Raw genomic sequence first — 19,380 nt, forward strand, 5'->3', positions numbered from 1 at the left:
GATTTAAAATTATGAACCGGCTTTTATTTTACGCTTCGTTAATGTCATTCAACACAAAAAGGAGAATACGATTCTTCTTTTTGAGCCTCATCGCTTTTTTTATGTTATGGGGTACTACGGCTTTTGCCCAGAAAGCGACATGGATCTGGTATCCCGGCGACTATGAAATATGGCTTTCCAATCAGATGCAGAACCGGCGGACGGAACGCGGCACTTTCTTTCCCGTGTTTTGGAAAATTGACAACCATTACCCCCTGATCGATTTTCATAAGGTGTTTGATCTCTCAGCTCCTGAGGAGGTGGATATTTTTGTAGAAGGGCAATACAATGTAAAGCTGGATGGAAAAGCCTTTGAAGGCTCACCTAAGACGATCACAGTGCCGGCCGGCAAGCATAAGATTAATATAAAAGTATTTAACCAACAACAAGTGCCTGCCATTTTTGTGAAAGGCGCCCATGTGGTAAGCGACAGCAGTTGGCTTGTTACCTACGAGGATAAAGAATGGATAGATGAAACAGGTAAAACATCTGATGTTTCAACAACAAAATGGATGAATGCCGGCTTTTGGCATTTCGATAGGCCTGATCAGCGTCCGGCGGATTTTAAGCTTCCAACAAAGCCTGTGGAAGCCGTTGAAAGCAAGCAAACCGCCAATAGCAGGCTGGTAGATTTTGGAAAGGAAACCTTTGGATATATGAAACTCCATCAGTTGAAAGGAAAAGGAAAACTGGCGATTTATTACGGCGAAAGCAGGGAGGAAGCGTTGGACACTGCCTATACCGAAACCTTCGATAAAATAGTGGTAGATCAACCGTCAGGCGATTATGTCGTTAGTTTGTCAAAGGCTTTTCGTTTTGTAAATATAATAGCGGATGCCGGCGTTAGCTATGAAAAAGTGTCTATGCTATATGAATATGCGGATCTGCAGGATAAGGGGTCATTCAGGTGCAGCGACGAAGAGCTTAATAAAATTTATGAAGTAGCCAAATACACATTTCATTTAAGTACGAAAGAATTTTTCATCGATGGAATCAAACGCGACCGCTGGATTTGGAGCGGCGATGCTTATCAAAGCTACCTGATGAATTATTATCTCACCAATGACAACGGAACGGTGAAACGAACTACGCTGGCTTTGAGAGGAAAGGATCCTGTGACCAGTCATATCAATACCATTATGGACTATACGCTATATTGGTTTTTGGGTGTTTATGATTATTACTTGTATAGCGGGGATGCTGATTTCGTGCGTAATAACTATGATAGAATGAAGTCGCTGATGTCTTATGTACTTGGCCGCAGAAATAAAGATGGTTTGCTGGAAGGCTTGCCAGGCGACTGGGTTTTTATCGATTGGGCGGAAGGCTTGAGTAAACAAGGCGCCGTTAGTTTTGAACAGCTGTTATTTGCGCGCAGCCTCGAGACGATGGCCCTGGTGGCGCAACTCGTTAACGAGAAGCAAGATGCGCTTGTTTACAAGGAACTGGCTGCAGATGTAAAAAAGAAATTATTCGACATCTATTGGAACGATCAGAAAAAAGCTATCGTACACAGCTATGTCAACGGACAACCAACCGACCATGTCACGCGCTATGCCAATATGTTTGCCATCTTCTTTGATTATCTGACAGATGAGCAAAAGGCCGGAATAAAAGACGCTGTGCTGCTGAATAACGATGTGCCGCCGATCACTACCCCCTATATGCGTTTTTATGAAATGGAAGCTATGTGCGCTTTGGGCGAACAGGACTATGTGACCAGGGAAATGAAAGCCTATTGGGGCGGCATGCTGAAGCTTGGCGCCACTTCGTTTTGGGAAGAGTACAATCCGAAAAAATCGGGGGCGGAACACTATGCTATGTACGGCCGAAAATACGGCAAAAGTCTTTGCCACGCCTGGGGCGCAAGCCCCTTGTATTTGCTCGGAAAATATTATCTGGGGGTAAAGCCTACCGGCGCCGGGTATAGCAGCTATATCGTAGCGCCTGCACTCGGCGGTTTGAAATGGATAGAAGGCAAAGTGCCAACTCCGGCAGGGAATATCGAGCTTTACTGCAGCACCAATAATCTGAAAATCAGTTCACCTGTAGGACGCGGTAAGTTGGTGCTCAAAAGCAAGAAAATGCCGTCTTCCAACGACGGATCCTTTGTTCACAAAGGCAATAACGTGTACGAGATGGAACTGGAAAAAGGAAAAAATTATGATATAAAGTATCAGGCTTTGTGAGGAGAGATGATGGTTTACGCGCGTGTCGGGCAACGGCGGAATATATCTTTTAATAAAATACAATTTAGAATTAGTAAGATGAAACGTTCACTATAAAATTTCATTTTCATCACACAAGGGAACGAAAATTTATAGCGATAAGTTCCATTCGATCCATAAAATCATAAAAAATATGCGGATGAAACAAGGATTTAAATTATTGGGGGTGGCGTTGATGATCGGTGCGGCAGCGGGGGCGCAGACCGCACTTGTCAACACTTCGAAAAGCAAGTACGCGAAGTTATCCGGAGTGGGTTTGGGCGATGTTCAGTGGACAGGCGGTTTTTGGACAGAGCGTTTTGATGTGCTTAAAAATTCCATGGTGCCGGCGCTTTGGCATACCTACACCAGCGATACTATTTGTTATGCTTTTCAGAATTTTAAGGTAGCAGCAGGCTTGCAGGAAGGCCGCTTCAGAGGCCCATCGTTCCATGATGGGGATTTTTATAAAACGCTTGAAGCGGTAGCGTCGCTTTATGCATCGACGAAAGACCCACAACTTGGCCGTTGGATGGATGAGGCGATTGCGGTAGTCGGGAAAGCACAACGGGCTGACGGCTATATCTACACCAAAAATATTATTGAACAAAACAAGACCGGCGAGCAAAAAATGTTCGACGACAGGCTGAGCTTTGAAGCATATAACTTCGGCCACCTCATGACGGCCGCCTGCGTTCATTACCGCGCTACCGGCAAAACCAGCCTGCTCCATATTGCCAAAAAGGCTTCAGATTTTCTGATCGTTTTTTATAACAAAGCGACGCCCGAGCAGGCGCGCAACGCAATCTGCCCGTCGCACTACATGGGCCTCGCAGAAATGTATCGAACTACCGGCGAAAAAAAATATCTTGATTTACTCAATAAGCTTATTGATATCCGCGGAGTGGTGGAAGGTACGGATGATAATAGCGACAGGGCGCCTTTTCGAGACATGAAAAGGATTGTGGGGCACGCCGTGAGAGCCAATTACCTGATGGCAGGCGTGGCGGATCTTTACGCCGAGGACGGTGATAAAACCCTGCTGCATACATTGGATACATTATGGAATAATGTGGTGCATACAAAAATGTATGTAACCGGAGCCTGCGGCGCTTTATATGATGGCGTTTCGGTTGACGGAACTTCCTACACTCCGGATACAGTTCAAAAAGTGCATCAATCTTACGGGCGCGATTTTCAGCTTCCGAATTTTAGCGCTCACAACGAAACCTGCGCCAACATTGGTAACGTGCTGTGGAACTATCGCATGTTTTTACTGACCGGAGAAGAAAAATACTTTGACATTGTGGAGTTGGCTTTATATAACAGTGTGTTGAGCGGTGTCAGTATGGATGGTACCAAATTTTTCTATACAAACCCGTTGGCACACACGGTGCATTATCCCTACCATCTGCGCTGGGAAGGCGGGCGCGTACCTTATATAGGCAAATCAAATTGCTGCCCGCCCAATGTGGTTCGCACCATAGCGCAGGTCAATAATTATATGTATAGCGTTGCAGAAGACGGCCTGTACCTTAATATGTACGGCAGCAACAACCTTCAAACAACTTTAAAAAACGGGGAGAAAATTTCCCTGCAACAGGTGAGTAATTACCCCTGGGAGGGCGCTGTTACAATTACATTCAATACGGCGCCATCAACTGCGTTACCGCTACACTTGCGCATTCCGGGTTGGTGTAAAAAGGCGGCTGTAAAAATAAATGGAAAGATGATTAGCAACGACATTGTTGGTGGGGCTTATTTTCCGCTCACCCAGAAATGGAAAAAGGGAGATAAGATCGAATTGGTACTGGACATGCCTGCAACATTGATCGCTTCAAATCCGATGGTTGAAGCAACGCGCAACCAGGTTGCTGTAAAGCGCGGGCCTGTGGTATATTGTATCGAGTCGCCCGACCAGCAGGCGAGCGTATTTGATATGGCCTTACCTTCCGATGTTCAGTTACAACCGGTGCCATCAAAAATTGCCGGCGGCACAATTACTTCTTTAAAAGGTAAGGCATGGCTTATAAACGATGGCGATTGGACCAATCAATTGTATAAAGAAGTCAGTAAGATTCAAAAGCTCGTGGACATTAAATTTATTCCATATTATGCCTGGGCCAACCGCGGTGAAACGGATATGACCGTCTGGATGCCTTTAGTAAGAATGCCTTAAAAACTGCTTTATCCTTTTTAATAATTTGATGATGGAAAGAATATACGCCACTTACTTTATTGAAACTCCGTACGAACCTGAGCAAGCGGCGGCAGTGTTGGCAGGAGAACAGTCTTCCGGCACATTTGTAGCTGTGCCCGGTGAAACAGCGGAGCTGAAGCAACGTTTCGCCGCGCGGGTAGAAAATATTGATGTACTTGAAACGGTCGGTCAGCCCGCTATTCCGGGCGCTGTTAGCAAATCTGGAACCTATAAAAGGGCGATCGTTACCATCTCCTGGAGTATAGAAAATTTCGGATACAACCTGCCGGTGATGATTTCTACTTTGCAGGGCAACCTGTATGAAATCACCCAGTTTACGGGATTAAAATTGATGGATATTGAACTGCCTGCTTCTTTCGGTAGCCGGTTTAAAGGCCCGTCTTTTGGTATTGATGGATGCAGGCATTTAACGGGCGTCACGGCCCGGCCGCTAATCGGTACGATTATCAAACCCTCCATTGGCCTTACTATTGAAGATACTGCCGGAATAGTAGGCACCCTCGCAGCAGCCGGTATCGATTTTGTCAAAGATGATGAATTGCAATCGTCCGCTGCGAACTCAAAATTTGAAGAGCGCGTTGCGGCTGTGATGCGGGTAATCAATGCGCATGCCGATAAAACCGGTAAAAAAGTGATGTATGCTTTTAACCTGAGCGGAGAGATAGATGAAATGCTGGCACGGTATGAAACTATCGTTAAGCACGGTGGCACTTGCGCCATGGTCAGCATTAATAGTGTGGGATGGAGCGGTGTGAAGAAAATTTGTGATCAGGGAGCTCTGGCTATTCATGCCCATCGCAATGGTTGGGGCATGCTCACGCGCCATCCTTTGCTGGGCATTGATTTCAGAGCTTATCAAAAGATTTGGAGATTAGCCGGTGTCGACCAGCTTCATGTCAACGGCATTCAAAACAAGTTTTGGGAAAGCGACGACAGTGTGGTGGCATCGATCGATGCTTGTCTGGCCGGTATGTTGGATCACAAAAAAGTTTTACCGGTCGTGTCGTCGGGCCAGTGGGGCGGCCAGGCTTTTGAAACATGGCGGCGTACGCAAACACAGGATCTGCTGTATATGGCGGGCGGCGGCATCATGGCACATCCGCTTGGCCCGGCTGCCGGCGTGATAGCCTTGCAACAGGCCTGGAAAGCTGCGGTAGACGGACTTTCGCTCGATCAGGCCGCGGTGCAGTATGCTGAATTTGGAAGGTCGGTTGAAAAGTTTGGAAAGAAATAAATATGCAAAGTAAAGCTCAAATACAACTTGCTTTCTATGGTGATGATTTCACGGGCTCAACGGATGCGCTGGAATTTATTTCGAGGGCTGGCGCAAAAGCGGTGCTGTTTATTGAGCCGCCTTCTGAGAACGAATTGAATGCTTTTCCCGGCCTGCAGGCCTATGGTGTCGCAGGAAAAACCAGGGCCCTGCCAACGGACCAAGTCGAACAAGCGTTGAACGCAGCGTTCACAAAAATGAAGGCTGGCGCGCCGAAGCATGTGCATTATAAAGTTTGTTCCACCTTCGATTCCTCTGAAACGATTGGAAGTATTGGAAGAGCGATCGACGTTGGATCCGAAATCTTCGGAACGGGGGTGGTTCCGATAGTAGGAGGTACACCAGAATTGGGACGCTATTGCGTTTTTGGAAATTTGTTCGCTCGAATGGGAATTGGCAGCAATGGCGATATATTCCGGTTGGACCGGCACCCCTCTATGAGTAAACATCCCGTGACACCTGCGAATGAAAGCGATCTGCGCCTGCATCTGCAAAAGCAAACTAAGAAAAGAATTGGACTGATAGATGTTTTGCAGTTAGAAAAGGAGGTTGACAATTGGAATGAGGCAATAGATGGGACAGAAGCGGTACTGATTGATGCTTTGTATAACGAGCAATTGTTGAAAATAGGCGAGTGGTTGGAGAAAGAAGCTATCGGTGATAAAACCTTGTTTTCGGTTGGATCTTCGGCCGTTGAGATGGCTATCGGAAGCTTTTGGAACCGAAAAGGTTTGCTTTCTGCTAAAGATGGCTGGGCCGAACCCGGAAAAGCAGAACCACTATTGGTGCTTTCGGGCAGCTATTCGCCGGTTACAGCCGGGCAAATAAAATGGGCGTTGGACAACGGGTTTGTTGAGGTGGCGTTGGAAGAGGAAAATTTTGGAACTAATGAGGCTAATGGGTTTGGTGTAACATGCGATATCTCAACTGTACTTTCCTCTATACATAGGGGTAAAAATGTAATTGTTCATTCCCGGAATATTAAAAGCGGACCAACAGCGATTGATTCATACGCATTGGGTAGATTGCTAGGAACAGTTGGAGAGAAGGTTTGTGAAGCAACCAGTTTAAAGAGAATCGTCGTCGCCGGGGGCGATACCAGTAGCTATGCTGCCCGCGCTATGGGTATTGAAGCAGTTGAAATGATCGCACCGTTAGTGAGTGGAGCGCCGCTTTGTAAGGCGTTTTCCAAAAATATAGCCATAAATGGAATGGAGGTAAACTTTAAAGGTGGCCAGGTGGGTGGAGAAGACTATTTTGGAGTTCTGCTGGAAGGAAAACTTCGCAAATAGTGGTAGCTGAGATTTTAATCGGAACGATGAAGTGTGCGACGCAAGACAGACGACAGTTGCAGGACCATGATAACATAAAATAAAAATAATGACTCAAAAAACATTAGGATTAATTCATACATCGGCAACTTTGGTACCGGTGTTTGATGAACTGTGTAAAAGACATTTGCCGGATGTAAAGGTTTTTAATATTGTAGATGATAGTCTTATTAAAAACACGATTGCCTGTGGCGAATTAACCCCACAAACATCGAAGCGGGTGGTGGGTTACGCAAACGCTGCGGAAGACGCGGGCGCTGACTATATCCTTTTTACCTGCTCTTCAATCGGGCCGGCTGTAGAAACGGCAGCCACTTTAACCGGTGTGCCGGTATTGCGCGTCGACCAGCCAATGGCAGATCAGGCGGTGCTTGCAGGGAAGCGGATCGGTGTTGTGGCAACTTTATCAACTACTTTAGAACCCACAAGCGATTTGGTAAAAAGAAGGGCAGCGGTTGCCGGAAAAGAAATCGAATTAGTTTCCAGATTGTGTGAAGGCGCTTTTGAAGCATTGATGTCGGGCGACGCTGCCACCCATGACGATATTGTGGCCGCTGCTCTTCGGCAACTGTCGCAGGAGGTGGACGTGATTTTGCTCGCACAGGCTTCGATGGCAAGGGTAGTTCAACGTTTGTCTGAAGTAGAAAAGAAAGTGCCCATTCTGGCCAGCCCACCGCTGGCGATGGAATATCTGGCCGGTGTACTAAAATAAATAAAGACGATTGCCATGCGGAAAATATACCGGTTGAGTTTATGGATTTGCGGAATAGCAGCTTTAGCCTTGCTTCTTTCTTTGTTGCTGGGACAACAGGACTGGAGTAAGCCCTTAGCGGTGCTGACAGCGGTAGCCCTCGCATTAGGATTGGGCGCCTTGCCCGCTTTGAAAGGCTATCAATACACAGCGTGGATCATTGTTGCCGTGGTCGCCGGCATGATTTACCCGCAGGCTTTTGATCATTGGGGCAACATCAATCTGCGTGATAAAACTTTAATTCTGATTATTATCCAATTAGTGATGTTTGGTATGGGCACGCACATGAGTTTGAGGGATTTTCAGGGTTTGGCAAAAACAGGAAAGGGTGTGGCGATCGGCCTGCTATGCCATTTCTCCATAATGCCCTTGATGGGTTTACTGCTAATAACCATTTTCAAGTTTGAGCCGGAAATCGCCGCTGGCGTTATTTTGATTGGCAGTTGTAGCAGCGGCCTGGCTTCCAATGTTATGGTCTATCTCGCCAGGGCAAATCTAGTGTTGTCGGTCATTGTCACGGCCATAGCGACGTTGGCGGCGCCTTTTTTAACGCCGCTGCTCATGAAAACTTTTGCAGGGACTTTAATTGAAGTTCATTTTATTGACATGATGATCGAGATCATAAAAATTGTTATTGTGCCGATTGGCGCCGCTTTATTACATGATTATCTGAAACATGCTTCGGCGGCTAAAACGTCACGTATACAGGCGATCGCGGTGCTCTGTGGTGTATATGCGGTAACCATATTATTGTGGGGCTATGCATATGCGGCGGATAATGAATTTTCAGCACCTGCATTGCAGTCGCTCGAGTTGTCGGGTTTTCTCGCCAGCGCTGTATTAGCGGGTGTTCTGTATAATAAACTATATAGGGTTTTACCCAAAGTAGATCAGTTTATGCCCTTCATTTCGATGTTTGGAATCATTTATTTTACTACGATCACAACCGCAGCAGGCCGCGATAATCTTATGAAAGTGGGCTTTCTGCTTTTTATAGCGTCGGTCATTCACAATGCGGCTGGTTATTTTTTTGGATATTGGCTAAGCCGTTTATTCGGGCTTGATAAAAATTCGAGCAGAACGGTAGCTTTTGAAGTAGGCCTTCAAAATGGTGGCATGGCAAGCGGATTAGCCGGGTCGATGGGTAAGCTCGGCACCGTGGGCCTCGCGGCCGCAGTATTTAGCCCCTGGATGAATATCAGCGGAAGTATTTTGGCCAACTACTGGAGAAAAAGGCCTGTCGAAGAAAACAAAAAAGAAAATGGTAAAAATACAGAGCTATGAACTGTTTAAAGCAAAGGCGCCCCTAACCAGGCCCATTGCTGATGCAACACATACCTTAACGGAAATGTCCTTTATTATTTTGCGCCTGCGCCTGGAGACCGGCGTCGTAGGCGAAGCATATTTGTTGAGCTTTCAATACAGTCCCAACGCTATCGCTGGCGCGCTAAAAGATGCAGCAGCAACCATCATTGGTGAGTGCGTCCATAATACGGTTGCTGTGTTTGAAAAAATGGACAGGCAGCACGAATATTTCGGGATGGAAGGCATCAATCGCTGGGCTCAGGCTGCCGTAAATATTGCGATGTGGGATGCATGGGCTAAAACATTGGGCCAACCGGTTTGGAAACTGCTGGGTGCCAATTATCACAAAGTGCCCGTGTACGGGAGTGGTGGTTGGTTGTCCTACAGCATTGAGGAATTGATCGACGAAGTTAGCGGTTACAAAAAAAGAGGATTCCAATCCGTAAAAATAAAAGTGGGAAAGCCCGACTGGCGGGAAGATCTTGAACGCCTTGCCAAAGTCAGGGAGGCAGTGGGAGATCATATCGGCATCATGATGGATGCTAACCAGGGTATGCAATTGACGGACGCGCTGTCTTTAGCCCGTGCCGCAAGAAATTTGCAAATCAACTGGTTTGAAGAACCTATTCATCACACCGATTTTCAAGGGTATCAATTATTAAAAAATCAGGCAGGCATTGCGCTGGCAATGGGCGAACGTGAATATTCAACGCTTCCCTTGCGGGAATTAATAAAACTAAACGCCATTGATATCTGGCAGCCCGACATTCTTCGAATCGGAGTGGTGGAAGCCTGGAGAAACAGTGCAGCGCTGGCGCAGGCGCATCATATTCCGGTACTGCCGCATTATTATAAAGATTATGATGTGCCGCTTTTATGTACGATTACAAATGGAGCAGGGGCAGAGTCTTTCGACTGGATTGACCCGCTGATCGACCATACGCTTACAATAGATAACGGATACGCCATACCCCGCGAGCGCGAAGGATGGGGTTTTTCTTTTAAAGACAAATTTTTGACAGCAATATGATGAGACTAATAATTTGCATTTTCTTATTGACATGTAGTTTTTGCAGTTTTGGGCAGCTGGTAGATAAAACGCCGGCAGCTGTCCCCCAAGCGCCCTCGGTCTATAAAGCCGAACCCTACGAAGACCCGTTGGTAAGTGGTATCAACAGGGATCTTTCAAGAGCGACGGCCTATTCTTTTGCAACAGTCGATGACGCTATCGCCGGAGTTCGCGAAAAAAGCGGGCGGTATTTGTCGCTAAACGGCGCATGGGATTTTAGTTTTGCCCTAAAACCTGATGATGCTCCGAAGGATTTTTATAAAACGAAAGTTTCCGGATGGAAAAAAATTCCGGTTCCTTCGAGCTGGGAGATGCAGGGCTATGATAAACCCATTTACAAAAGTGCGGTATATCCTTTTCGTCCGGTTAGCCCGCCAAGCGTTCCGAAGGATTATAATGGCGTTGGCTGTTATCAAAGGTCGTTTACAGTCCCTACCGACTGGAGAGACAAGAACATAACGCTGCATTTTGGTGGCGTCAGCTCGGCTTACAAGGTTTGGCTGAATGGACAGTTTTTGGGATACGCAGAAGATAGCTTTTTACCTTCTGAGTTTAATATCACGCCCTATTTAAAAGACGGAGAAAATATAATTTCTGTTTGGGTGATTCGCTGGAGCGACGGCAGTTTTCTTGAAGATCAGGATCAGTGGCGTTTAAGCGGCATCCATCGCGAAGTTTATTTAATGGCGGAACCCAAAATTAGGATTGCTGACTTTTTTTACCGGACAAAGCTGGATAGTAATTACGAAGATGCTGTGTTGAGTATCAGGCCCCGCATTGAAAATTTGAGTGGCCAAGCATTTTCCGGCCTTGTCGTAAAAGCGCAATTATACGATGCCGCGCAAAAGCGGGTATTGGCGCAAGACCTGGCGATCGATGCGGAAGCAATCGTCAACGAAATTCATCCGCGGCTCGACCGGGTTAAATTTGGATTGCTCGAAACAGTTGTGGCTAATCAAAAAAAATGGAGCACCGAAGCGCCCCATTTATATACGCTGGTGCTTAGCCTCGAGGATAGTACCGGGCAGCTGCTCGAAGCAAAAAGCTGTAAGCTGGGTTTCCGGAGTATTGAGTTTAGAAAGCGTGATAGCAAGCTTTTGATCAACGGGCGCGAAACTTATCTCTATGGCGTGAACCGGCCTGATCATCACCCTTTACGTGGTAAAGCGCTGACGCGTGAAGATATCCGGCAGGATATTCAAACCATCAAACAATTTAATTTTAACTGCATCAGATTAAGTCATTATCCCCCTGATCCTTACCTGTTGGATCTTTGCGATGCCTACGGCATTATGGTAATCGACGAAGCCAATCATGAAACCCATGGTTTGGGTGGCAAACTTGATCATGACCCGCGCTGGACCGCGGCATATATCGAACGTGTTTCGCGCATGGCTTTACGCGATAAAAATCATCCGTCGATTATTATGTGGAGCCTGGGTAATGAAGCCGGAAGCGGCCCAAACCATGCTGCCATGGCCGGATGGATTAAAGATTTTGATATGACGCGGCCGCTGCATTACGAACCCGCCATGGGAGACCCGCGAAAAAAAGGCTATATCGATCCTTCCGATAGCCGCTACCTGAAATCAAATGATCATTCCCATCGTATCCAAAATCCAACCGATCAATATTATGTGGATGTGATTAGCAGAATGTACCCGGCTTTATACACAGCGCCGCTGCTCGTTAATCAGCAGAACGGCGATCACCGGCCCATTTTCTTTTGCGAATATGCGCATGCCATGGGCAATAGCGCCGGCAACCTGAAAGAGTTTTGGGATCAATGGCGTCGTTTGCCGCGGGTCATTGGCGGTTGCATTTGGGAATTTAAAGATCAGGGGCTGGTTAAATATGATAGCGCCAGCGGCCAATCCTTTTACGCTTATGGCGGCGATTTTGGCGAACGCTATTTTGATAATTTCACGATCAAGGGAATTGTTGCTGCCGACGGGCGCCCTAAAGCGGCTATGTATGAGTGCAAAAGGATTTTTCAACCCGTTCAATTTGAATGGGCTGATCGGGAGAAAGCCTTAGTCAAAATATCGAACCGTAGCCCGGTACTGAACGCAGCTTCTTACCAGGCGCAACTTATTATCAAAGAAGACGGTATTGCGGTGTCAACGATCGATCTGCCCTCGATGCAGCTGGCGCCGGGCGATTCGATGGTATGGGATATGTCGCGCTACCTCCCGCGTTTTAAGGCGGGAAAAGAATATCATGCGAACCTGAGGTTATTGACCAAAGAGGAAAAAACCTGGTGCCCGAAAGGATTTTTAATGGCAGATAACGAACTCCCCCTAACTCCGCTGATTCAAAAAAAATTAATCCAAACATCTATTCCTTTCAGGGAAAAAGATGATCAGTATGTAGTATCCACGCCTGATGTCAGCATTGCCATCGATAAACAGAATGGAGCGTTATCGTCTTATAAAAAGAATAATATTGAACTATTAGGCCGGCCCTTATTGCCCCATTTCACAAGGCCGCAAACCGATAATGACAGAAAGGGCTGGAAAACACATCGCGTGTTAAAACAATGGTATGACAATGAACCTGTTTTGAAAAAGGTGGCGCCTCAAACCATCGGCGGCCTTCAGGGCATTTTGAGTACTTATGGCCTGATTAATGACAGCGCTACCGTATCCGTTTTTTATGCCGTGGATCGCAGCGGCATGCTGCTCGTTTCTTATAATTTTAAAGCCGATCCGGCGCTGCCCAATATTCCTAAAATCGGCATGCAAACCGGGGTGAACCGTAGTTTTACAAATATTAAATATTTTGGACGCGGCCCGTTGGAAAATTATATAGATCGCAGGTATGGGTTTGACGCCGGCGTCTATCAGTCGGATATTTATGATTTTATGGAACCCTATGTGGTGCCGCAGGAAAACGGAAACCGGACAGATGTTCGATGGTTTAGCCTCTCATCGCCAACGCGTAAGGCCGGGCTTACCATTATCGCAGACAGCCTTTTGAGCATGAGCGCCTGGCCCTACACGGAAAAAAATATTGCAGAAGCCAGGCATACCTACGATTTAAAAGCGGCCGACTTCATAACTTTGAATATTGATCTGGTGCAAATGGGCGTGGGAGGCAATGACAGCTGGAGCCCCGTTGCGGCGCCGCTGGAGGAATATCAGATCAAGGCGGGAAACTATAGTTATAGCTTTTATATCAAGCCCGTCGTTTATTAATTTATAGCGAATGAGTTTGCGTTTGAAAATAGTGTTGCTTGCTATAGCCTTTACAGGCTTGGGTTTAACGGCGTGGGCACAAAAGAATGATCATAAGTCTTTAACACAAATATTCGATACGCCACCGGCATCGGCAAAACCCTGGGTACTTTGGTATTGGATGCATGCGGCTGTTTCGAAAGAAGGGATCACCGCTGATTTGGAAGGCATGAAAAAAGTAGGAATCGCTGGCGCCTATCTTGTGTGCATTTTTGATACAACTTCGAAAATACCCTATCCGGATCCTGCCCGGCAGTTATCTCCTCAATGGTGGTCGCTGGTGAATCATGCGATGAAAGAATGCAAACGGCTTGATTTAAAACTTGCTTTTCATGTAAGCGATGGCTTTGCGTTAGCTGGCGGTCCATGGATCAACCCTGAACAATCGATGCAAAAGCTGGTGTGGACCAAAACTTATGTGAAAGCCGGAAATGCTGACGATATAAAATTAGAGCAGCCGGAGACGAACGAAGGCTTTTATAAAGATGTGGCTGCCTTTGCCTATCCTGCCAATTCGGCTAATGCGTTTTCCGAAACGGTATTGGTTCCAACGGTATCCACGAGCACGGGCGAAAAGGCCCAGTATCTCGCGTTCCGGGGCGGTGGATCATCAACTTTCAGAAGTGATGTTTCCTGCTGGATACAATATAAGTACGGGCGTCCGTTTACGCTGCGCTCCTTAACGATTAAAACCAATAGCAAGGTTTACCAGGCGCAAAGGCTGATAGTGCTGGCCAGTGACAATGGTTTTCAGTTCGACACCATTATGCGGCTGCAGCCTCCGCGCCACGGATGGCAGGATACCGACGAAGATTATACATTTTCTATTCCTGCAACCACCGCCCGGTATTTTCGTTTCGTTTATGATAAAACTGGAACAGAAGCGGGATCTGAAGATCTTGACGGAGCTAAATGGAACCCCGCTTTAAAAGTTAAAGGCATTTACCTGAGTGATGAACCTGTCATCAATCAAATTGAAGCGAAGAACGGCAGCATCTGGCGCGTTGCACAAAACACTAATTCCACGATGCTCGATGATAGCAGTGCAGTGCCATTTCACCAAATCATCGATCTGACATCTAAACTGGATCGCAGCGGAAAGCTCAACTGGAAACCCGATTCCGGTAATTGGGTGGTGGTTAGGATTGGACATACCTCGACGGGGCATACCAACGCCACCGGCGGCGCCGCCAAAGGCTTGGAATGCGACAAGTTTGATCCGAAAGCCATACAACTTCAATTTGACAATTGGTTTGGAAAAGCATTTGAAAAGACAGATCCTGGTTTGGCAAAAGAAGTGTTGAAGATATTTTATATCGATAGCTGGGAGGCCGGCAGCCAGAACTGGAGTAAAACCTTTGAAAAGGAATTTAAAAAAAGACGCGGCTACGACCTCAGGCCGTACTTGTTAGTGATGACCGGTGTGCCGGTGGATAATGCGGTTACATCTGAGCAAATACTTCACGATGTCCGGGAGACAATTGCGGAACTGATCAACGATGTTTTTTACAAAACACTTCGAAAGCTGGCCGATAAAAAGCAATTAAAATTTACGGCAGAAAACGTGGCGCCTACCATGGTAAGCGACGGCTTGCTGCATTTCAAAACGGTGGATTACCCCACTGGTGAATTTTGGTTGAATAGCCCCACCCACGATAAACCCAACGATATGCTTGATGCCATTAGCGCCGCGCATATTTATGGGAAAAATATTATTCAGGCAGAATCCTATACCAGTTTAAAAATAGACTGGTCTGAGCATCCGGGGTCGTTAAAAGCAGTCGGTGATCGAAACTATGCCATGGGCATTAACCGGACGATTTTCCATGTAAACACCCATAACCCCTGGATCGATCGCAAGCCGGGCATGACCCTCGGAAGCATCGGACTGTTTTACCAGCGCGATCAAACCTGGTATCTTCAAAGCAAGGCATGGATCGACTACATAACAAGAGTTTCGGCGCTTTTGCAGCAGGGCCGGCCCGTTGCTGATATGGCGGTGTTCATCGGCGAAGAAGTGCCGCGGCGTTCGGTTTTGCCCGACAGGCTCGTAAATGTGTTGCCGGGTATTTTTGGTGCGGAAAGGGTGGCTTCAGAAAAGGAACGGCTTGAAAATAAGGGACAGCCCCAACGCTCTATTCCTGAGGGTGTGAAACATTCGGCGAATATGGCCGATCTGGAAGATTGGACGGACGCACTGCACGGTTATAAATACGACTGCTTTAATCCGGATGTTTTGATGACGGCTAAAGTAAGCGATGGCGCAGTCGTATTTGCCTCTGGCGCTTCTTATAAAATCCTGGTCTTTCCGGGTAAAACGTTGATGAATCCCAACGGTGGGTTAATGTCGCTCGCTGTTGCGCAAAAAATACTACAATTAAGAAAGGAAGGCGCAACGATCATAATGGACACGAGTGCCATACATCATGCGATTGGGTTTCACCAAAACGAGGCGCAACTTCGAAAAATATGGAGAGAAATCTTAACCGAAAGCAAAGGCAGGCTGATGGCAACGCCTTACCGCGAAGCCGATTTTTCAAGTATTGGCGTCAGCAGGGATCTCGATGCGACGGAGCAGAAAACTGCAATCGCCTGGGCGCATCGCCGGTTGCCCAATGCGGATATCTATTTTATTTCGAACGGTGAAAACAGGGAGCGCGACCTGGATCTTTCCTTTAGGATTACAGGTGCGAGCCCGCAAATATTTGATCCCCTAACCGGTAAAATAAGCGCTGTGCCCCATTGGGAATCCAGGAACGGACGTACACATTTGAAACTTCATTTGTATGCAAATGGATCTGCGTTTATTGTATTCACAAATGAAAAGATCATGGACGCAGCCCGTCAGCATCCCGCGTCTTCCAACATATCTCAAATGGTGAAACTGGATTCCGGCTGGCAGGTTCAATTTGATACGGCTTACGGCGGACCTGCAGCTAAAGTGAATTTTCCTTCCTTAACCTCCTGGAGCGCGCACGCCAACGAAGCCATAAAATATTATTCGGGCACCGCCATTTATACGAATGAGTTTTCGGTTAATACCATTACTAAAAACAGGCCTGTATTTCTAAGGCTTGACAGCGTTTTCAATATCGCCACGGTGAAGATCAACGGCATCGATTGTGGCACGATTTGGACGCCACCTTATGAGTTGGATATCACAAAAGCCATAAAGCAAGGCCACAATTCCATCGAAATTCAGGTTACAAACACCTGGGCCAACCGCTTGATAGGGGATATGAGGCTGCCGGAAAATAAGCGCATTACCTGGACAACCGCTCCCCTGAACATCCTGGAACATAAACCGTTGTTGAAAGCCGGTTTGGAAGGTAGCGTGCATATTGAACAACGATAATGTCAATTTCCTGTCATTTAAAGCGTATCTTTTTTAAAGTTTTACACACAGCACAATTATTGAATCCGTTTGACGTCAAACGCGTAGAACAAACAAATCTTTGCTGTTACAGCTTTTCATTTTTGATTTATTGACAAAGCCCTTTCCACTGCCGGAGCTCATAAATCAACGAAGCGCTGGCGGGATCTGTTTGTAAAAATTGTGCTCATTCGATAAAAAGGAAGAAAATGTTTGTTAGGATTCAGGCGATATTGATTTGTCTAGTATGTTCAGTTGTGGCGCATAGCCAGGTTACTGTTACTGGAGAAGTGTTGGATGCTGCCAATGCGCAACCTTTAAATACGGCCGTTGTGGAAATCAGGGATAATAACACCCAAAAGGTCTTGCAGCGGTTAAATACAGACGCTTCGGGAAAGTTTACGGCACAGGCAGCCACAGAGCTCATCGTGGTGGAGATCAGCTTTGTTGGATACAAACCCAAAACCATTAAAAAGCCAAAAATTACCGGCCAGCAAATCGATCTGGGCACAATCGTGCTTTCAAAATCGGAAGTGACTTTGGAAGAGGTCGTGGTGAGGGCAGAAAAATCTTCTACCGAATTTAAACTCGATAAGCGGATTTTTAATGTGGGGCAAGACCTTAGCTCCACCGGCATGAGCGCATTGGAAGTGTTGAACAACGTGCCTTCTGTGATGGTGAATATCGACGGACAGATTAGTCTGAGAGGTAATTCGGGCGTGCAAATACTAATCAACGGAAAACCTTCGGTGCTGGCAGACGAAAGCAGTAACGCGCTGGGAACCATCACAGCGGATATGATCGAGCGGATTGAAGTGATCACTAACCCTTCGGCAAAATATGAAGCAGAGGGGACCGCCGGCATTCTGAACATTATCCTCAAAAAAGAAAAAAGCAAAGACCTCAATGGCTCCATCTCCGTAAACACAGGTATTCCCGATAATCACAGTGTTGGCGTGAGTATGAACAGGAGAACAAATAAGTTCAACTTATTTACACAATTTGGCTTGGGCCGTCGTTCTCTACCAAGATATAATTCAGGCATTAACCGCGACCTGGTTAATAATACCGAGATTTTAACAGACGGCGTGAACTATCGAAACGAAAAGTTTTACAATATTACTTTAGGCACGGATTATCATATCAATGATTTGAATGTATTGACACTATCCGGAAGTTTTGCCTACGAAGTGGAAGACCAGCCGTCTGAAACCAACTACCAGTCTTTCGAAAATAATAACCTGGTAGCGGCATGGAAAAGAAACGAGGTGACGGAAGCAACCAACCCCAAATGGCAATATGAGTTGAATTATGAACGCCAATTTAAGGACAATGAAAAGCATACATTATTAGCCAGCGCTATTGGTAGTTTTTTTGGAAAAGACCAGTCTTCTGTTTTCACCAACAGGGCGGTAACCGGCACGATTGACGAAAATGATCAGCAGGCCAATACTGATTTTAAAGAAGCCAATTATACGTTCAAGCTGGATTATACAAAGCCGCTCGGAGAAAAATTCACCATAGAAACCGGAACGCAATATTTGATGAACGAAGTCGGAAATGATTATGAAATCAGTGATCTGCTGGAAGGTGCCTGGGTTCCTAATCCCGACCTTACCAATAATTTTACGTTTGATCAAAAAGTGCTGGGCGTTTATGGAACCGGAAGCTACGAGGCCGATAAGTGGGGCATTAAAGCTGGACTGCGCGTAGAAAATACCGATCTTGTCACCTTGCTGGAAACAACCAATCAGGGAAACAACCGGAATTATACCAACCTATTTCCATCGCTGCATACGTCTTACAAAATTAGCCCCGAAGTTTCTTTGCAGCTGGGCTATTCGCGCCGTATTTACCGGCCGCGGTTATGGCAATTAAATCCTTTTTTAAGCCTGCGAGACAACTATAATATCTCTACAGGAAATCCTGAGTTGGATCCGGAGTACAGCGACTCCTATGAGTTGACAGGAATTTTCAAAGTAGGAAAAGCTACGCTAAACTCAAGTGTTTATCACCGGTACACAACGGCTGTTATTGAAGACGTATCCACTTTCGAGAATAATGTCAACACAAATAAACCATATAATATCGGCACGAGGGCGGCTACCGGCATCGAAATCAACGGAAAGTACGATCCGCTTCGCTGGCTGACCTTCAACGGCGATTTTAACTTTAATATTTTTCAAAGAAAAGGTGTATTCATTGATCGCAATTTTGATTTTAACGGTCAGCAATGGTCGGGCCGCCTGACTTCAAAACTCGATCTGCCAGCTGATTTTGATTTGGAATTGAGTGGCAATTACAGGTCAGGATTTGAGTCGGTAAATGCGGTCAACGAACCGTTTGCTTATATGGACCTTGGCGTTCGAAAGAAATTATTTAAAGGCCGGATCATTGCGAGTGCTGCTGTAAATGATGTTTTCGCTTCGCGCATTCAAATTTCAGCAACAAACCGCGAGCGTTTTTATTTGTATAATCGCGGTTACCGTGGGCGCTTTATTACCTTTGGCCTGAGTTACGGGTTTGGCAAAGGTGAAGCAATGACTTACTCGGGTGGGCGAAGAAGATAATGCGA

10 protein-coding genes are annotated in these 19,380 nt (G+C 46.3%); all 10 read left to right on the forward strand.

The window, feature by feature from the left end; genetic code table 11:
- Positions 1–11 precede the first annotated feature (11 nt).
- The 10 genes from ABDK00_RS07980 to ABDK00_RS08025 all read left to right on the forward strand — a co-directional run bounded on the left by ABDK00_RS07980 (position 12) and on the right by ABDK00_RS08025 (position 19,375).
- A complete protein-coding gene (locus ABDK00_RS07980) occupies positions 12–2,228 on the forward strand; it encodes an amylo-alpha-1,6-glucosidase (protein WP_346238578.1) in 2,217 nt (738 codons plus the stop codon).
- Between the two features lie 178 nt (positions 2,229–2,406).
- A complete protein-coding gene (locus ABDK00_RS07985; RefSeq protein ID WP_346238577.1) occupies positions 2,407–4,425 on the forward strand; it encodes an aceric acid hydrolase in 2,019 nt (672 codons plus the stop codon).
- A gap of 28 nt (positions 4,426–4,453) precedes the next feature.
- Positions 4,454–5,701 carry a ribulose-bisphosphate carboxylase large subunit family protein gene (locus ABDK00_RS07990; RefSeq protein ID WP_346238576.1) on the forward strand — a complete coding sequence of 416 codons (1,248 nt, stop codon included), beginning with the start codon at positions 4,454–4,456 and terminating at the stop codon, positions 5,699–5,701.
- Between the two features lie 2 nt (positions 5,702–5,703).
- Positions 5,704–7,032 (forward strand): four-carbon acid sugar kinase family protein, encoded by a 1,329-nt coding sequence (locus ABDK00_RS07995; RefSeq protein WP_346238575.1) that lies wholly within the window; start codon positions 5,704–5,706, stop codon positions 7,030–7,032.
- 88 nt (positions 7,033–7,120) lie between these two features.
- Positions 7,121–7,783 (forward strand): aspartate/glutamate racemase family protein, encoded by a 663-nt coding sequence (locus tag ABDK00_RS08000; RefSeq protein WP_346238574.1) that lies wholly within the window; start codon positions 7,121–7,123, stop codon positions 7,781–7,783.
- Between the two features lie 15 nt (positions 7,784–7,798).
- Positions 7,799–9,106, forward strand: a complete 1,308-nt coding sequence (locus ABDK00_RS08005; protein ID WP_346238573.1) for a bile acid:sodium symporter family protein — start codon at positions 7,799–7,801, stop codon at positions 9,104–9,106.
- Positions 9,084–10,157, forward strand: coding sequence for a mandelate racemase/muconate lactonizing enzyme family protein (locus ABDK00_RS08010; RefSeq protein WP_346238572.1), 1,074 nt, complete (start codon positions 9,084–9,086; stop codon positions 10,155–10,157). The genes ABDK00_RS08005 and ABDK00_RS08010 overlap by 23 nt, the downstream gene beginning before the upstream one ends.
- The gene (locus tag ABDK00_RS08015; protein WP_346238571.1) at positions 10,154–13,393 is read left to right on the forward strand and encodes a glycoside hydrolase family 2 TIM barrel-domain containing protein; all 3,240 of its coding nucleotides are present in this window, start codon (positions 10,154–10,156) and stop codon (positions 13,391–13,393) included. Before ABDK00_RS08010 ends, ABDK00_RS08015 begins: the two co-directional genes overlap by 4 nt.
- A gap of 10 nt (positions 13,394–13,403) precedes the next feature.
- Complete coding sequence (locus tag ABDK00_RS08020; RefSeq protein ID WP_346238570.1) at positions 13,404–16,787, forward strand: glycosyl hydrolase; 3,384 nt, start codon at positions 13,404–13,406, stop codon at positions 16,785–16,787.
- Between the two features lie 227 nt (positions 16,788–17,014).
- Positions 17,015–19,375 carry an outer membrane beta-barrel family protein gene (locus tag ABDK00_RS08025; RefSeq protein ID WP_346238569.1) on the forward strand — a complete coding sequence of 787 codons (2,361 nt, stop codon included), beginning with the start codon at positions 17,015–17,017 and terminating at the stop codon, positions 19,373–19,375.
- The last annotated feature ends 5 nt before the right edge of the window (positions 19,376–19,380 follow it).

The organism is Niabella insulisoli, from assembly GCF_039652435.2.
GTDB classification, from domain to species: Bacteria; Bacteroidota; Bacteroidia; order Chitinophagales; family Chitinophagaceae; genus Niabella; species Niabella insulamsoli.

Bases quoted from the DNA above. Each gene is read 5' to 3' on its own strand.
- ABDK00_RS07980 (WP_346238578.1), top strand. From the start codon at position 12: ATGAACCGGCTTTTATTTTACGCTTCGTTAATGTCATTCAACACAAAA.
- ABDK00_RS07985 (WP_346238577.1), top strand. From the start codon at position 2,407: ATGAAACAAGGATTTAAATTATTGGGGGTGGCGTTGATGATCGGTGCG.
- ABDK00_RS07990 (WP_346238576.1), top strand. From the start codon at position 4,454: ATGATGGAAAGAATATACGCCACTTACTTTATTGAAACTCCGTACGAA.
- ABDK00_RS07995 (WP_346238575.1), top strand. From the start codon at position 5,704: ATGCAAAGTAAAGCTCAAATACAACTTGCTTTCTATGGTGATGATTTC.
- ABDK00_RS08000 (WP_346238574.1), top strand. From the start codon at position 7,121: ATGACTCAAAAAACATTAGGATTAATTCATACATCGGCAACTTTGGTA.
- ABDK00_RS08005 (WP_346238573.1), top strand. From the start codon at position 7,799: ATGCGGAAAATATACCGGTTGAGTTTATGGATTTGCGGAATAGCAGCT.
- ABDK00_RS08010 (WP_346238572.1), top strand. From the start codon at position 9,084: ATGGTAAAAATACAGAGCTATGAACTGTTTAAAGCAAAGGCGCCCCTA.
- ABDK00_RS08015 (WP_346238571.1), top strand. From the start codon at position 10,154: ATGATGAGACTAATAATTTGCATTTTCTTATTGACATGTAGTTTTTGC.
- ABDK00_RS08020 (WP_346238570.1), top strand. From the start codon at position 13,404: ATGAGTTTGCGTTTGAAAATAGTGTTGCTTGCTATAGCCTTTACAGGC.
- ABDK00_RS08025 (WP_346238569.1), top strand. From the start codon at position 17,015: ATGTTTGTTAGGATTCAGGCGATATTGATTTGTCTAGTATGTTCAGTT.